This window comes from Streptomyces sp. 147326, from assembly GCF_045000215.1.
GTDB lineage: Bacteria > Actinomycetota > Actinomycetes > Streptomycetales > Streptomycetaceae > Streptomyces.
Genome location: NZ_CP134201.1, coordinates 8,122,301 through 8,137,212, shown reverse-complemented (window position 1 = coordinate 8,137,212; position 14,912 = coordinate 8,122,301). Strand labels below are relative to the sequence as shown.

11 protein-coding genes and 1 pseudogene are annotated in these 14,912 nt (G+C 73.2%); 4 read left to right on the top strand and 8 right to left on the bottom strand.

All coding sequences use genetic code 11. The annotated features are described in order from the left end of the window. Positions 1-12 precede the first annotated feature (12 nt). From RIU97_RS37450 to RIU97_RS37435, 4 genes and pseudogenes are all read right to left on the bottom strand, one after another. The gene (locus RIU97_RS37450) at positions 13-2,325 is read right to left on the bottom strand and encodes an FAD-dependent monooxygenase (protein ID WP_404961924.1); all 2,313 of its coding nucleotides are present in this window, start codon (positions 2,323-2,325) and stop codon (positions 13-15) included. Then, on the bottom strand, positions 2,307-2,942 hold the full coding sequence (locus RIU97_RS37445) for an acyl-CoA thioesterase (protein WP_404963076.1): 636 nt from the start codon (positions 2,940-2,942) through the stop codon (positions 2,307-2,309). The genes RIU97_RS37450 and RIU97_RS37445 overlap by 19 nt, the downstream gene beginning before the upstream one ends. Next, positions 2,934-4,562, bottom strand: a pseudogene (locus tag RIU97_RS37440) (AMP-binding protein); the annotation flags it as partial. The gene RIU97_RS37445 and the pseudogene RIU97_RS37440, both read right to left, overlap by 9 nt. Before the next feature lie 139 nt (positions 4,563-4,701). Next, entirely contained in the window at positions 4,702-5,142 is a 441-nt protein-coding gene (locus RIU97_RS37435; RefSeq protein WP_404961923.1) for an ATP-binding protein, read from the bottom strand. A gap of 229 nt (positions 5,143-5,371) precedes the next feature. Here RIU97_RS37435 and RIU97_RS37430 point away from each other — a divergent pair, with 229 nt between their 5' ends. Both RIU97_RS37430 and RIU97_RS37425 read left to right on the top strand, forming a co-directional pair. After that, positions 5,372-6,325, top strand: coding sequence for an alpha/beta hydrolase fold domain-containing protein (locus tag RIU97_RS37430; protein WP_404961922.1), 954 nt, complete (start codon positions 5,372-5,374; stop codon positions 6,323-6,325). Between the two features lie 170 nt (positions 6,326-6,495). After that, entirely contained in the window at positions 6,496-7,302 is an 807-nt protein-coding gene (locus RIU97_RS37425) for a phosphatase PAP2 family protein (RefSeq protein ID WP_404961921.1), read from the top strand. Between the two features lie 144 nt (positions 7,303-7,446). On the opposite strand, the gene RIU97_RS37420 is transcribed toward RIU97_RS37425, so the two are convergent. The 4 genes from RIU97_RS37420 to RIU97_RS37405 all read right to left on the bottom strand — a co-directional run bounded on the left by RIU97_RS37420 (position 7,447) and on the right by RIU97_RS37405 (position 11,500). After that, entirely contained in the window at positions 7,447-7,830 is a 384-nt protein-coding gene (locus RIU97_RS37420; protein ID WP_404961920.1) for a hypothetical protein, read from the bottom strand. A gap of 180 nt (positions 7,831-8,010) precedes the next feature. Continuing rightward, positions 8,011-9,021, bottom strand: coding sequence for a LacI family DNA-binding transcriptional regulator (locus RIU97_RS37415; protein WP_404961919.1), 1,011 nt, complete (start codon positions 9,019-9,021; stop codon positions 8,011-8,013). Positions 9,022-9,082: 61 nt separating this feature from the next. Then, positions 9,083-10,642 carry a carboxylesterase/lipase family protein gene (locus tag RIU97_RS37410; protein WP_404961918.1) on the bottom strand — a complete coding sequence of 520 codons (1,560 nt, stop codon included), beginning with the start codon at positions 10,640-10,642 and terminating at the stop codon, positions 9,083-9,085. Positions 10,643-10,756: 114 nt separating this feature from the next. Further along, on the bottom strand, positions 10,757-11,500 hold the full coding sequence (locus tag RIU97_RS37405; protein WP_404961917.1) for a phosphatase PAP2 family protein: 744 nt from the start codon (positions 11,498-11,500) through the stop codon (positions 10,757-10,759). A gap of 940 nt (positions 11,501-12,440) precedes the next feature. On the opposite strand from RIU97_RS37405, the gene RIU97_RS37400 reads away from it, so the two are divergent. Continuing rightward, positions 12,441-13,694, top strand: coding sequence for an MFS transporter (locus tag RIU97_RS37400; RefSeq protein WP_404961916.1), 1,254 nt, complete (start codon positions 12,441-12,443; stop codon positions 13,692-13,694). 164 nt (positions 13,695-13,858) lie between these two features. Further along, positions 13,859-14,791 (top strand): 5'/3'-nucleotidase SurE, encoded by a 933-nt coding sequence (gene surE, locus RIU97_RS37395; RefSeq protein ID WP_404961915.1) that lies wholly within the window; start codon positions 13,859-13,861, stop codon positions 14,789-14,791. The last annotated feature ends 121 nt before the right edge of the window (positions 14,792-14,912 follow it).

The window sequence follows — 14,912 nt, the reverse complement described above, 5'->3', positions numbered from 1 at the left end:
GGGGACCTCCGGCTATCGGGGGACGGGAGCGGGCGCCGGTGCGGCGGCGCGCGGCAGCCAGCGGCGGTGGGCGGACGCGGCGGGCTGCCGCAGGAGTTCGAGGCGGGGCGGGATCCGGTCGGTGCGGGCCGACGGGGGCCGGCCGCTGCCGGCCCGCCAGGCACGCGCCCAGGGTGCGGCGGGGCCCTGGTAGCCCTGGGCCGCGGCGGCGTGCAGGGTCCACAGCGGGTCGTGGATCTGCGCGCGGCCGACGCCGCAGAGGTCAGCCCGGCCGGCCAGGATGATCGAGTTCACGTCGTCGTAGGTGGAGATCGCGCCGACGGCGATGGTGGGGACCCCGGTGGCGTTGCGGATGAGGTCGGCGTAGGGGGTCTGGTAGCTGCGGCCGTAGCGGGGCCGCTCGTGGGAGACGACCTCGCCGGTGGAGACGTCGACCGCGTCGGCGCCTGCCCCGGCGAGCGCGCGGGCGATCGCGACCGCGTCGGCCTCGCTGGTGCCGCCCTCGGCCCAGTCGGCGGCGGAGATCCGCACGAGCAGCGCCTTGCCGGCCGGCCACACCTCCCGTACGGCGCGCAGCACTTCGAGCGGCAGCCGCAGCCGGCCGTCGAGGTCGCCGCCGTACTCGTCGGTCCGCCGGTTGGTCAGCGGGGACAGGAAGCCGGAGAGCAAGTGGCCGTGCCCGTACTGGAGTTCAAGCACGTCGAAGCCGGCCCGGTCGGCGCGCCGGGCCGCGCTCACGAAGTCCCGTACGAGGGCGTCCATATCGGCCCGGTCGGCCTCGCGCGGCACCGGGCTCCGCTCGTCCCAGGCCAGCGCGGAGGCGGCGACGGGCTGCCGGTCGTGCGCGGCCGCGCGGCGCCCGGCGTGGGTGAGCTGGATGCCGAGGCAGGTGTCGGACTGGCCGTGGACGAAGTCGGTGATGCGCCGCCAGGCCGCTTCCTGTTCGTCGTTCCACAGACCGGGGCAGCCGGGGGTGGCTCGGCCGTCGGCGCTGACGGCCGTCATCCCGGCGAGGACCAGGCCGGCGCCGCCGAGGGCCTGCGTGCTGAGGTGGACGAGGTCGAAGTCGCCGGGGACGCCTTCGCGCGCGGTGTGCAGGGCGGTGGGCGGGACGACGACCCGGTTGCGCAGCAGCAGTCCGCCGAGCGGGTAGGGCCGGAACATCGGTGGCACGGTCGAGGAGCGGTTGACCGCGCTGGTGAACTTCTCGTCGCGCACGCGCAGGTTGTCGTAGGTGACGCGGCGGCTGCGGGTCAGCAGGTTGAAGGCGAACTGGTGCGGATCCTGGCCCGTGTAGCGGTCGATGTGCTCGAACCACTCCAGGCTCGCCTGGGCGGCGCGCTGGGTGGACTCCACCACCGGCCTGCGCTCCTCCTCGTACGCGGCGAGCGCGGTCGGCACGTCCGGGTGCTCGTGCAGGCTGGCGGCGAGGACCAGGGCGTCCTCCATGGCGAGCTTGGTGCCGGAGCCGATGGAGAAGTGCGCGGTGTGGGCGGCGTCCCCGAGGAGGACGATGTTCTCGTGGCGCCACGTGCGGTTGCGAACGGTGGTGAAGCGGAGCCACTTGGAGTTGTTGGGAAGGAGGCGGTGGCCGTCGAGGTGGTCGGCGAGGAGTTCCTCGCAGCGCCGGATGCTGTCCTCGTCGCTGGTGCCCGGCGGGTGGTCGAGGGCGGCGAACTCCTCGAAGCCGGCGCGCCGCCACGCCTCCTCCTCCATCTCCACGATGAAGGTGGAGCGGGTGGCGTCGTAGGGGTACGCGTGCACCTGGAGGGTGCCGAAGTCGTGCTCGTCGACGATGAAGGTGAACGCTTCGAAGACCTTGTCCGTGCCCAGCCACATGTAGCGGCCGGTGCGTTCGTCGAGGTCGGTGCCGAAGGTGTCGGCGTAGGCGGCGCGGGTGGCCGACCGTACGCCGTCGCACGCCACCACCAGGTCGTACGACGCGGCGAGTTCGGCGGCGGGCGGGGCCTGGGTGCGGTAGCGGACGTCCACCTCCAGGGCGGCGCAGCGCTCCTGGAGGATCCGCAGCAGGTGCCGGCGGCCGAGGGCGGCGAAGCCGTGGCCGCCCGAAGTGAGGGTGGAGCCCCGGTAGCGGACGTCGACGTCGGCCCAGCGGGCGAACTCGGCGGACATGGCCGCGTGGATCTCGCGGTCGGCCTGGGCGATGCCGTCGAGCGTCTCGTCGGAGAAGACGACCCCGAAGCCGAAGGTGTCGTCGGGGGCGTTGCGTTCCCAGACGGTGACCTCCCAGTGCGGGGAGAGCTGCTTGGTGAGGGCCGCGAAGTACAGTCCGCCGGGCCCTCCTCCTATGACTGCGACGCGCACGCCGTACCTCCTGGTGATTGCGCGGATTCCGCGCGGGTGAGCAGTTCGGGTTCCTGCGGCCCCGCCGTGCCCAGCCGTTCCCGTACGTCGGCGGGCCAGGGGGTCGACCCGGTCGCGTGGGCGGCCGAGTGGGCGATGACCATGCGGCCGGTGGCCGCCTCCACGCCCTGTTCGCCGCGTACGGTGAAGGCGTAGTGCAGGGAGGCCGAGCCGACCTTGGTGACCTTCAGCTCGGTGCGCACCGCGTCCCCGAACCAGAGCCGGGCCCGGTAGTCGGCCTCGAAGTGGACCCGGGGCGTGCTGCCGAACAGGTGGGACAGGCCGAGGCGGTGGAGCAGGACGGCCTCGGCCGCTTCGACCCAGCGCACGACGGTGGAGTGGTGGTAGTGGCCGGCCGCGTCGGTGTCGGTCCATTCGACGCGCCGTTCGACGACGACGCTGGGCGGCAGGGGGGACGGCGCGGCGGGCGGGGACGGCGGCGCGGTCGGGGCGGGTGCGGCCGAGGCGGATGCCGTGGGGGCCGGTGCCGCCGGGGCCGGTGCCGTGGGGGCCGGTGCCGCCGGGGCCAGTGCCGTGGGGGCCGGTGCCGCCGCGTCGGAGAGGGCGCGCTCGCGCAGTGCGCCGCGCCGGAGCTTCCCGGTGCCGGTGCGCGGGAGTTCCGTGACGAATTCGACGGCGCGCGGGTACTTGTACGGGGCGATCGTCTGCTTGACGTGGGCCTGGAGCTCACGGACGGTCCCCTCGGCCGCCGGGACACCGGCGCCCAGGACGACGTAGGCCTTGACGACCATGCCGCGCCGCGTGTCCGGGGCCCCGACGACCGCGCACTCCTCCACGTAGGGGTGGGTGGCGAGGGCCTTCTCCACCTCGGGGCCCGCGATGTTGTAGCCGGAGGAGACGATCATGTCGTCGCTGCGGGCGACGTACCAGAAGTAGCCCTCCGCGTCGCGGACGTAGGTGTCGCCGGTGATGTTCCAGCCGTTCCTGACGTACGAGGCCTGGCGCGGGTCCGCGAGGTAGCGGCAGCCGGTGGGGCCGGTGACCGCCAGCAGGCCGGGCTGCCCGTCGGGGACGGGATCGCCGTGCTCGTCCACGACGGCGGCGCGGTAGCCGGGAACGGGGCGGCCGGTGGAGCCGGGCCGGATGTCCTCGTCGGCCGCGGAGATGAAGACGTGCAGCATCTCGGTGGCGCCGATGCCGTCGATGATGCGCAGCCCGGTGGCGGCGTGGAACTCGTGCCAGACCGCGGCCGGCAGCGCTTCCCCGGCGGACACGCAGCGGCGCAGCCCGGCCAGCCGGTCCACCGCCCCGGCCTCCATGATCGCGCGGTAGGCGGTGGGCGCGGTGAACAGCACGGTCACGCCGTGGGCCGCGACGAGTTCGGCCAGTTGCAGCGGGGGCGCCTGCTCGATCAGCAGGGTGGCGGCCCCGACGGAGAGGGGGAAGACCACGAGCCCGCCGAGCCCGAAGGTGAAGGCGAGCGGCGGCGTGCCGGTGAAGACGTCGTCCGGGCGGGGCTTGAGGACGTGCCGGGAGAAGGTGTCGGCGTTGGCGAGCACGTCCCGGTGGAAGTGCAGGGTCGCCTTGGGGCGGCCGGTCGTGCCGGAGGTGAAGGCGATCAGCGCCACGTCGTCCGCGGCGGTGACCACGGTGTCGAAGCGGCCGTCCTTGGCCGCGCAGCGCGCGGTCAGGTCCGCCGGTCCGGGACCGCCGTAGGTGAGGACGGGCAGGTCAGGCTGGTCCTGCGGGTCCGTCCCGCCGGGGCGGCGGGCCGGGTCGAGCTCGTCGGCGTAGCGGTGGTCGCACACGGCGAGCAGGGGCCGGCTGATGTCGGTGAGCTCGGCGAGCTCGGACGCGCGCAGCATCGGCATGGTGGTGACGGCGACCCCGCCGGCCTTCAGGACCCCGAACCACGTGGCGACGAGCCACGGGTTGTTGGGGCCGCGCAGCAGGACGCGGTTGCCGGGCACGAGGCCGAAGTCCTCGGTGAGGACCTGGGCGACCTGGTTGGCGCGGTGCTGCAGTTCGCCGTAGGTCCAGCGCTCGGTCGGGGTGAGCAGACAGGGGCGGTCGGGGCCCAGCCGTTCGACGGCGTCGTCGAGCAGGCGCTGAGCGCAGTTGAGCCGGTCCGGGTAGTCCAACTCCGGTAGTTCGAAGTGGAGTTCGGGCCAGAGAGCGAAGGGCGGCAGCCGGTCCCGACAGAAGGAATCGGCATGCGCGGAAGGGGAGAGCTCCATGGGGCGGCACCTCAATCAGGGAGCAGCGGGGAGATGGAGAGCAAGATATGTCGAATATTTGGCGTCCGTCAACATCTCGCGATATCCAGGGGGTGGGGCAGCGGCGCACACCCCCCGGACCCTCCCCCGGCGCATCCACTCAGGCCGCGGGAATGCGCACGCGGACCGATTTCCCGGACTCATGGGCCACGACGGAGAGTTCGCCGCCCAGCTCGGCCGTCAGCAGCTGCACGATCAGCAGTCCGCGGCCGCCTTCGGACTCCGGGTCGATCTCGGCGCGCGGAGCGGGCAACCGCGGCAGGCCGGCACCCCGGTCGGCGACCTCCAGCCGGAGCCAGCCCCCGCCGACGGCCACGCCGACCCGCATCCGGCCGGCGCCCGCGTGCCGGACGACGTTGCCGACGAGTTCACTGACGGCCAGCAGCAGGACGTCGACCGCACCACAGGGGACCCGCCAGCCTTCGAGCGCGTCGCGCACACGGGCCCTGACCTGCGGGACGCTCGCGGCGACGGGGTCGGCGACCCAGTGGACGAAGCTCCGCACCGCGGGAGGAGCGGAACTGCCGGTGGTGGTGAGCATGACGTGCTCCCGGAGGGGGAAGGCGGCGCATCCGCTGGGATGTCTCGTGTAACTGCTCCAGAAGTCGGAACGCTCCTGGGCTTGTAGTCAGCGGAAATGCGTCGCTAGAGTCATGATTACACGTGTAACAAGCTACGCCTCCCCCGGTGACTCGCGCAAGCATTTCGGACATACGACGCGAAGCCTGCACGCCGCCCCCGCCGGGACCGCCGCATTTGGAAGGGCCGCAATGACGCAATCTCCTCCCACCGAGTTCGATCTCGCCGACATGACCTGGCCACCCCCGCCGTACCAGTCCCCCGTGCCGCCCGTGACGGGCGCGGACGGCGTGCGCCGCTTCGACGGGGTCACGTACGCGACCACACCCGGATACCGGCCCCGCCTGCTCGACGTCCAGGTGCCCGCGGGTGAGGGACCGTTCCCGGCGGTCGTCTGGATCCACGGCGGCGGCTGGCTGGACGGCGACCGCCGCTACCCGCCGCCGACCGTGCCCGCCGCCCTCCTGCACGGGGCGGTACTGGCGGCCGGGCTCGCGCTCGTCTCCATCGACTACCGGCACAGCCTCGAAGCACCCTTCCCCGCCCAGCTGCACGACGTGAAGGCCGCGATCCGCTACGTCCGCACGTTCGCCGGCACCCTCGGCATCGACCCGGACCGGATCGGCGTCTGGGGCGAGTCCGCGGGCGGCCACCTGGCGGCGCTCGCCGGACTCGTCGGCCCCGACAGCCCGCAGGCCGCGGCGCTGGAGGGCACGCACGGCGTCGGCTCGGGCGACACCGGGGTCCTCGCGGTCGTCGACTGGTACGGCGTCTCCGACCTGGTCGCCCTGGCCGCGCACCCCATGCCGGCCATGCCGTCCGGGATGGAGTTCCCCGATCCCTACGAGGCGCTGCTGGGCGCTTCCGTGGCCGAGAACCCGGAAGCTGCCCGGACCGCGAGCCCGGTGACGTACGCCGCGGACTCGACCCCGCCGCCGTTCCTGCTGGTGCACGGGACCCGGGACGGCCTGGTCCCGTACAGCCAGAGCGAGGTCCTCGCCGAGGCCCTGAAGGGCGCCGGGGGCGAGGTCACCCTGCAGCCCGTGGAGGGCGCCGACCACATCTTCCTCGGGGCCCCGGACGTCACGCCGATCGTCGAGGAGAGCGTGGCCTTCCTGGTCCGGCACCTCGGCGCGGGGGCCTGACGGCCGGTCCCGCGGACGCGTTCCGCCGCGGAGGCCCGGCCCCGCCGCGCCCCCGCGTTCCCCCGCACGCCTCCCTCCTCCTCCCTCCCCTCCTCCCTCCCCTCCTCCCACCCCCTCCCTTCAGAGCACACACGGCCGCGGGCACTCCCGCGGCCGCGAGAGGCACAGCCATGCCCGGCACTCCGGTCACCACCCCGAACCACAGACCCGACGGCCCCCGCACAGCCGCCCGCCGCGCCGGGCCCGGGGCATCCCCGGCCCGCCGCGCGGGGCCCGGGGCATCCCCGCGCCGCAGCCGCGGCGTGCTCGTCGCGGCTCTCCTGCTCCTGACGGCCGCCGTGGCCCCGGCCCTCGTGGTCCGGTCCGACGTCACGCATCCGCCCTTCCAGGAGCTGGACGAACGCTGGCTGGTCTGGATGGGCGGCCCCCACGAGGGCCCGTACCTGGCGGCCGCCACGGCGCTGGACTGGTTCGGCGGCCCGGTCGGCGCCCTCATCCCGCTCACCCTGCTGGCCGTGCTGCTCGTCCGCAGGCGCTGGGCGTCGGCCGGATACCTGCTCGCCGGCTACCTCGGCGGCAACACGCTCGTCGTACAGGGGCTCAAGCACCTGGTGGACCGGCCGCGACCGGCCGACCCGCTGGTCCGCGTCGACCACGGCTCCTTCCCGTCCGGCCACGCGGCCACGGCGGCGCTCCTCGTCGTCACCGTCGGCGTGCTCCTGGTCCCCGCCGCCCGGCGGCGGGCCTGGTGGTTCGGGGGCGCGGCCTTCACCCTGGCCATGATGTGGAGCCGCACCTGGCTGCACGCGCACTGGCTCACCGACACGGTGGCCGGGGCCGCCGCGGGCGCGGGCGTGGGTCTGCTGGTGTGGTGGCTCTTCCAGCCGGCCCTCACCCGGGAACGCGTACGTGCCCACGACCGTCGGGGGGCGGCCGCGGGCACGGGCACGGGCTCGGTGGTGACCGACGGCGGCTGACCGCCCGAGGTCCACGCCTCACACCGAGGCGGCGAAGCGCCCCGTGTCCCCTACAGCAGGTGCGGGTGCCACGGGGCGCTTTCCGTCTCTCGCCTCTCGCCTCTCGTCTCTCGTCTCTCGTCTCTCGGTGGGCCGTGGCCGTCCTCAAACGGCGAGCGGGACATCGGCGGTCCGCCTCTTGTTGCTCTTGAGACCCTCGATACCGCGGACGTGGTGGACCACCGCGTAGATTTCCTCGCCGCCCGACTCGGTCTCGAGCTGATCGCGGGTGCGCAGGATGGAGAACGTTCGCGTCTCCTCGGTCGACTGCGGGAAGAAGAACCTCGGTTCCAGACCGAACAGGCGATCGTCGCCGCCGCCGAAGACCTCCTCCTTGTCGCTCTCGAACAGCGCGACGCTGTCGAACCAGCCCTCCGGGAGCAGCAGTTCATTCGGCGCGTAGAAGATGGTGTACGAAACCTGGATCTCATAGAACCCGGTGCCCGTGTCGACGATCCCGATGGTGGGCGTGTCCTTGTAACCAGACATGGCGAAAATTCCTTCGTCGAGAAACAGCGGGATGGTTCCGGCCGCATTGCCGGCGGAATGCTGTTTCGATCCGTGATCCAAGTAGGCCCCGGGGCGGGCCGTCGGTCACGTCGCTGGAATTCGTCGCTTGACACCGCGGCCCGTGGCTGCGGAGTGCCCGCGAACGCGGGTGGCCCTCGCTCAGGAGGTCAGGCGGGGCACCAGCACGGCTTCCACGGCCGGGACCGGCACCGCCGTGCCCGTCCCGATCAGCTCGTGCAGGGCGCCCGCGATCTGCGCCGCCGACGGCATGTCCAGCCGGACCGTGGTGAGCGCGGGCTGCTGGAGTGCGGAGAGGACGAGGTCGTCACAGCCGACGAGGGCGACCTCGTCCGGTACGACGATGCCCTCGGCCTGGAGCGCGTGGAGCAGCAGCGCGGCGTACTCGTCGTTGTAGGTGAAGACGGCGTCCAGCCCGAGGCTGCGCCAGCGCCGGGCGAGAGCGCTCGCGGACTCCCGCGTGTAGGCCAGTTCCACCGGGGTGACGGTCGCCATGTGCCGGGCCGCGACCGACTCGGCGCCCGCGAGACGCGGCTGCGCGAGGGTGGCGAGGCCCCTCTCCTGGGGCATGACCACGCCGATCCTGGTGCGGCCGCGCTCGATGAGGTGCTCCGCCGCGGTGGCGCCGATGTGGGTGTGGTCGAAACCGATGGTGTGCACGCCCTCGACGGGGTGGGACGCGAAGGCGAGCAGACCGCGCACTCCGGCTCGGCCCAGCAGCTCGGCCGCCTGGGGGGTGAAGCGGTCGCCGTCCAGGGCGACGACGGCCGCGGGGCGCAGCTCGGCCCAGGCACGGGCGGCGTCGACGGGGTCGGCGAAGCGGCCCGCGTGGAGCACGGCCGTGTAGCCGAGACGGTCCAGTTCACTGTGCAGGTCGTCGACCCAGTCGCTGACGAGGCGGCCGATCGCGGAGATCGACGAGGGCATCAGGACGAGGTTGCTGCGGCCGGCGCGCAGGGACCGGGCGGCGGCGTGCGGTACGTAGCCGAGCTGCCGCGCCGCGTCGAGCACCCGGTCCCGGGTGCCCGCGCTGACCCGGTGGCCCTGGGTGTCGTTGAGGACGAAGGAGACCGTGGCGCGCGACACCCCGGCGAGGCGGGCCACGTCGGCGCTGGTGATCGACGCGGGGACGGCGTGTGTGTCTTTGGCCATGACGTCCCTCGATGCTCCTTCTGCGCTGCTTGCTCCTTCCTTTCAGGTTACACGAGTTAGGTCAAGGGAGCGGAGGTGTGCGCAGACGTGCGGGCGGGCCGTGCAGGAGCCGGGAGGCGCCCGCCAGGTCACCGAGCGCGGTGACGACGGAGTCGAAGCGCATCGTGGTGCGCGCGTCGCCCTCGTACGGCTGCCAGTGCGGCAGGTCCGGATGGTTCGGGTCGCCGCTGCGGACGAAGGCGATCCAGGCCCGGTGCATGGCGTACGCGAGCCCGTCGCGGACGGCGGGAGCGAGTCCGGCCAGGAAGGGCGCGTGCGCCCACTGGTCGAAGTTGTCGAAGACGAAGGGGAGTTCGAGGCAGTGCGCGGCGCCGAGCCGGCCCTCGTGGGCGGGGGTGGGCAGGTCGAACTGGTAGGCCCAGACGGGGTGGCCCGCTGCGGCCCTGGCCTCGGCCAGCCGGACGGCGGGGACCCGGAAGAGCTCGTCGGTGATGAGATCCATCAGCACGTCGGCCGGACGAGCGCCGGGCCGGGCGCGCTCGTACGCCGCGTACACGTCGGCGGCGGCTTCGGTCCCGAAGGTCTCCGCGATCCGGTCGGTCACCTGCTCCCGGGTGGCGGCGGCGTACCCCTCGTCGAGGGCGAACCCGAAATTGGCCTCTTCCCGCGTCCAGCCGATCATGACGTCGATACCGGTCGCCGATCCGTTCAGCAGCGCCTGCGCCGGGTGGCTGCGGAGGGTTACCCCGTCGATCACGGGCAGGAAGGGAGTGAGCCAGTACCCCCACCGCATCGTCTGCGCGAAGAGTCCGGCGGCCGCCCCGATCAGTTCCTGCCAGGGCAGCTCGCGCAGCTCGGCCAGGTCCTTGGCGCCCGCCAGTTCCAGGTAGGCGGCGGTGCGCTCCAGATAGGCGTCGGGGGCGGGGAGGTCCAGGCCGAAGGGCGGGCTCTGCAGGATCACCCGCCGGATCAGCCCCTGGGTCCCGGGATGCCCGGCGAGGGCGGCGGTGGACACCGCGCCGCCGGACTGCCCGGCGACCGTGACGAGGTCCGGGTCGCCGCCGAAGGAGGCGATGTTCTCCTTCACCCAGCGCAGGGCGGCGAGCTGATCGGAGAGCCAGTGGTTACCGGCTTCACCCTCCCCGCCCTCACCGGTGTAGAGGTAACCCAGCGGCCCGATGCGGTAGTTGATGCTGACGACGACGAGATCGCCGTCGCGCGCGAACGTCTCGCCGGAGTAGCCGGGCAGCGAGCCGGAGCCGGACACGAAGCCACCGCCGTGGATCCAGACGAGCACCGGGCGGCGGGCGTCGTCGACGCCGGGCGTCCAGACGTTGAGGGTCAGGCAGTCCTCGTCGAACGGCGGCGACCCGTGCCCGCCGAGGACCGGGTCGCCGCCTTCCCGGTACATCTGCGGTGCACTCGGGCCGTCGGCGGTGGCATCCCGCGTTCCGCTCCAGCCGGCGTGCGGCCGCGCGGGCCGCCACCGCAGGTCGCCGACCGGAGGTGCGGCGTAGGGCACGGCCCGGAAGACGGCGACCCCGTGCTCGTTCGCGCCGCGCAGGCGCCCCGCGGGGAGGTCCACCACCGTCGTCTGGTCCTGACCTGGGGAGTGGGGCATGAGCCGTTCCTTCCTGAGTGCAGCGCACCGGATGCGCCAGCACAGCGAGATTATGGCGCGAATTTAACGTCCGTCAATACTGCACGATATGTCGAGGCCCTTTCGGGGCGCGCCTCACAGCCACAGGCTGTCCGAGGCCATGCGCTCCGCCTCGACGTCCAGCAACGGCTTGAAGACCCGCCACAGCACGAGGCAGGCCCCCGCGCCGAGGAGAACGCCGGCGAAGGTGTCGCTGAGCCACTGGGCGTGCAGCCAGGTGCGACTCCCCATCATGGCGAGGACGTACGAGGCCCCGATCGCCCACCACCAGCGTCGCGCACGCGGCGGGAACACCACCACCGCGACCACGATCACGAGCGTCACCGCGCTGAACACCTGGCCGGAGGGGTACGAGCCGTCGTTGACCAGGACCCACGGGTGCGGCGGACGCGGACGGTCGGCCAGCTGCTTGAGCGGCAGGACGAGGAAGACGTTGGTGACGACGGCCGCCGAGAGGACGAACAGCCCCGAGCGCCAGCGCCCGTAGACGCAGAGGCAGCCGATCAGCGCGAGCGGCAGGACCAGGCCGAACGGGCCGCCGAGCCGGTCGAGGAACAGGGCGACCCCGCCGAGCCCGTCCGATCCGCCGGATCCCTCGGCGGAGGAATCGTTCACCGAGGCGGCCCAGCGGTCGTCGAGCTCCTGGAAGAAGGGTTGCTGGTCCATCCGGAGCAGCAGCGCGGCCAGGAGCGCGAGGAGCAACAGGCCGATCCCGAGGGCCAGCGCGTGACGCGGCGGGGCGGCGGGGAGGTGGTGCCGGGGCGGCCGGGTGGGGCGGGGCGGGCGAGGCGGCGGTGTGAAGGAGGGCGAGGGCAACATGGCGGGCCTTTCACGGTCGTCTCCCCAGGCGGTGGGGGCACGCGGAGAGCAGGCGCGGAAATGGGGGGACGAAGGGAGCGGGAGGAAGCGGGGGCGGGTGGAGCGCGGGGAGGCGGGAACGCCGGGAATCAGAGAGACGGGGAGACGGGGAGACAGGGAGACGGGGAGAGGAGGCGGCGGAAGCGGGGGGAGCGCCGGGCCGCGGGGTACGGCCGAGGGGTTCGCCTGCCGAACGGACCTGATCAGGGAGCGACGTCCGGTCCGGCGGATCGCGAGGCGGACGAAGCAGTGCGTGCGGCGGGGCGCTCCCGGCGGTAGCCGGGGGACGCAGACGGCCGAGGACCGTGCCGGGGGCGCCTCCCGGCGGTGGCCGGGGAGAGACCCGATGCCGGACTTCGCGAGACACCCATGAAGACGCCCTGAGGTCCGGGCCGGCCCGCTCCGCCTGGTGGACGCGCCCGCCACGTCGTCACGCCGCACGAGCGGGAACAGGAGCGGAAGCAGGAGCAGGTACGAGCACGGACCGCGACGTTGCACAGGCACCGCGGGCCACGCCCCGCCGCCCGGGTAGGACGCCCTTAGGCGGGGCAGTCGCGGTGCGGCACGGAGTATTGCCTATGCGTGACGGCCGCCACAAGTGCAAGAGGGTTTTTCGACACATCAGCCCTGCGCAGTGACCTCAACGCATTGGTTACACGTCTTCTCATCCCGGCCCCGCGGTCGGTCACGATCTGCGCAGCGACCGGCCTCAACCTCTGGCGGAGCCCGGAAATGGGTGCTACACAGTCTCCAACGCACTTGGTGACACGTGTAACAACATCAAGTAGACCGCGGTCGTCCGCCCCACCCCCGGTGACACCGCCGCCCGGCCTCCGCTCGCGGGGCGCCCCTCTCCCCCCACGCACCGCCACCTCCCCGCTCCGTCCCCCGAGGAGTCGTCATGGCCACGCCCGAAGCCGTCGATACGCCCGTAGCCCCCAAGCCGGAACCCGTCCGCCAACGAGGGCTGTTGCCCCTGCTCCTGGTCGCCAACTCCGCTTTGATGGCCGTCTACATGGGTGTCGGCTCCGTCCTGCTGCCCACCCAGATCGCCGCGATCGCCCCCGATGACAAGGTCGCCGTCCTGGGACTGATCGGCGGCATCAGCGCGATCTTCGCCACCGCCTTCAACCCGATCGCCGGAGCCCTCTCCGACCGCAGCGGCCGCCGCAACCCCTGGATCCTGGGCGGCGGCCTCGCCTCGCTCGTCTTTCTGGGCCTGCTCGGCAGCGTGAACACCGCGCTGCTCGTCGGCATCGGCTGGTGCCTGATCCAGGCGACCATGAACATCTACCAGGCCGCGGTCACCGCCATCGTCCCGGACCGGATCCCCGCAGCCCGTCGCGGCACCGCGTCCGCGCTGGTGGGGCTCGGTCTGCCCATCGGCGGTACGGTCGGCGTGCTCGTCGCCTCCAACACCGCTGAACACCTGCTCACCGGCTATCTGATCCTCGGCGCGATCGTCGCCGTCTCCGCGCTGCTGCTCACCGGATTCTGCCGGGACGTCCCGCGCACCGAGTCCGCCGTCAAGGCGCCGGCCGCGCCCAAGCGCGCCCAACTGGCCGCCTTCCTCTCGGCCTTGGGCAACCACGACTTCCGCTGGGCCTTCATCGGCCGCGCCCTGATGGTCCTCGGCTACTTCGCCGTCGTCGGCTACCAGCTCTACATCCTCGACGACCACATCACGCTGCCCGCCGGACTCACCCCGCCGGCCGCGATGGCCGTCCTCACCCCGGTGTCGATGGTCGCGATGGCCCTCTCCACCGTGCTGGGCGGGCTGCTGTCCGACCGCCTCGACCGCCGCAAGGTGTTCGTCGGCGTATCGGCCGCCCTCGCCGGGCTGGTGATGGTGGTCCCCGTGGTCAGCCCGACGTGGACCGGCATGCTCGTCTTCAGCGCGCTCAACGGCCTCGCCTTCGGCTGCTTCATGGCCGTGGACACCGCCCTCGTCACCCTGGTGCTCCCGAGGGCCGAGGACGCCGCCCGCGACATGGGCGTCCTCAACATCGCGAACGCGGGACCGCAGATCATCGCCCCCTTCGTCGCCTCGGCCGTCGTCACCGCGCTGGGCGGCTACACCCCGCTCTTCCTCGTCGGCGGAGCCCTCTCGCTGATCGGCGCGCTCGCGATCCTCCCGATCCGCAGCGTGCGCTGACCGCCCTCTTCCGGGCCCGCTCCCCCGGGCCCGCTCCGGGCCCGTCCCGCGGGACCGGGCCCGGCCGGAACTCCGGCGGGCGCGCGCCGAGGGTCGCGCGCCCGCCGGGCTGCACCACGCACCACCGTTCACCCTCACCTCCCTCCGCTCTGAAGGAGCACTCTGTGAGACGCAAGCGAGTTCTGCCGCTGGCCGCCCTGATGCTGTGCACGCCTGCCCTGGCCGGCACGGCACCCGCGGTCGCCGCGCCGCAGACCGCGCCCACGGCGGCGCCGGCGGCCGCGCCCGCCGGCCCGTTGCGGATCCTGCTCACCAACGACGACGGCTACAACGCGCCGGGGATCCGCAAGGCCTTCGAGCGGCTGACCGCCGCCGGGCACGACGTCACGATCGTCGCCCCGCTCACCAACCAGAGCGGCACCGGCACCAAGATGATGAGCGGTGCCCCCGCCATCTCGGTGAAGCACCCCGAACCGAAGGTCTGGGCCGTCGACGGCACTCCGGGCGACTCCGTCGCCTTCGGGCTGGCCGAGGTCTTCGCCGACGAAGCGCCCGACCTGGTCGTCTCCGGCACCAACTTCGGCCCGAACGTCGCCGGGCTCGCCACCCACTCCGGTACGGTCGGCGGCGCCGTCGCCGCTCTGGAGTCCGGTGTGCCGGCCATCGCGCTGAGCACCGGCGGCCTCAGCGCGCCCGACCCGGTCACCACGGTCAACGCCATGGGGCCCACGCTCGATTTCGCGGTCAAGCTGATCGACCGGCTGCGGGTCCGGGCGCGGTCCGGTCCCCTGCTGCCCAAGGGCGTAGGCCTGAACGTCAACCACCCGGTCGTCGGCGCGGACGGCAAGGGCACGGCCGCCGGTGTGGCCGCCACCTTCCAGGACCCGCAGAACTTCCTCGAGCCGGACTTCACCGACGCGGGTGACGGCACCTGGAAGGTGAGCGTGAAGGTGGCCCTGAAGCCCGCCGCCAAGGGCGGCGACATCGAGGCGGTGGCCGCCGGCAAGATCGCCGTCAGCCCGATGAACTCCGACTGGAACACCGGCCCGGCGGACCACGCCGTGACCTCGGCCCTGATCGCCGGACTCCGTCCGTAGGACCGCCGGCCGGCCGGGGGCGGAGCGCGCGCAAGGCTCCGTCCCCGGCCGCACCCGAGGCCCCGAGCCGAAGGCAGAGGCCGGAAGCCGCCTCGGCAGGAACGTGTCACATCCCCGCACG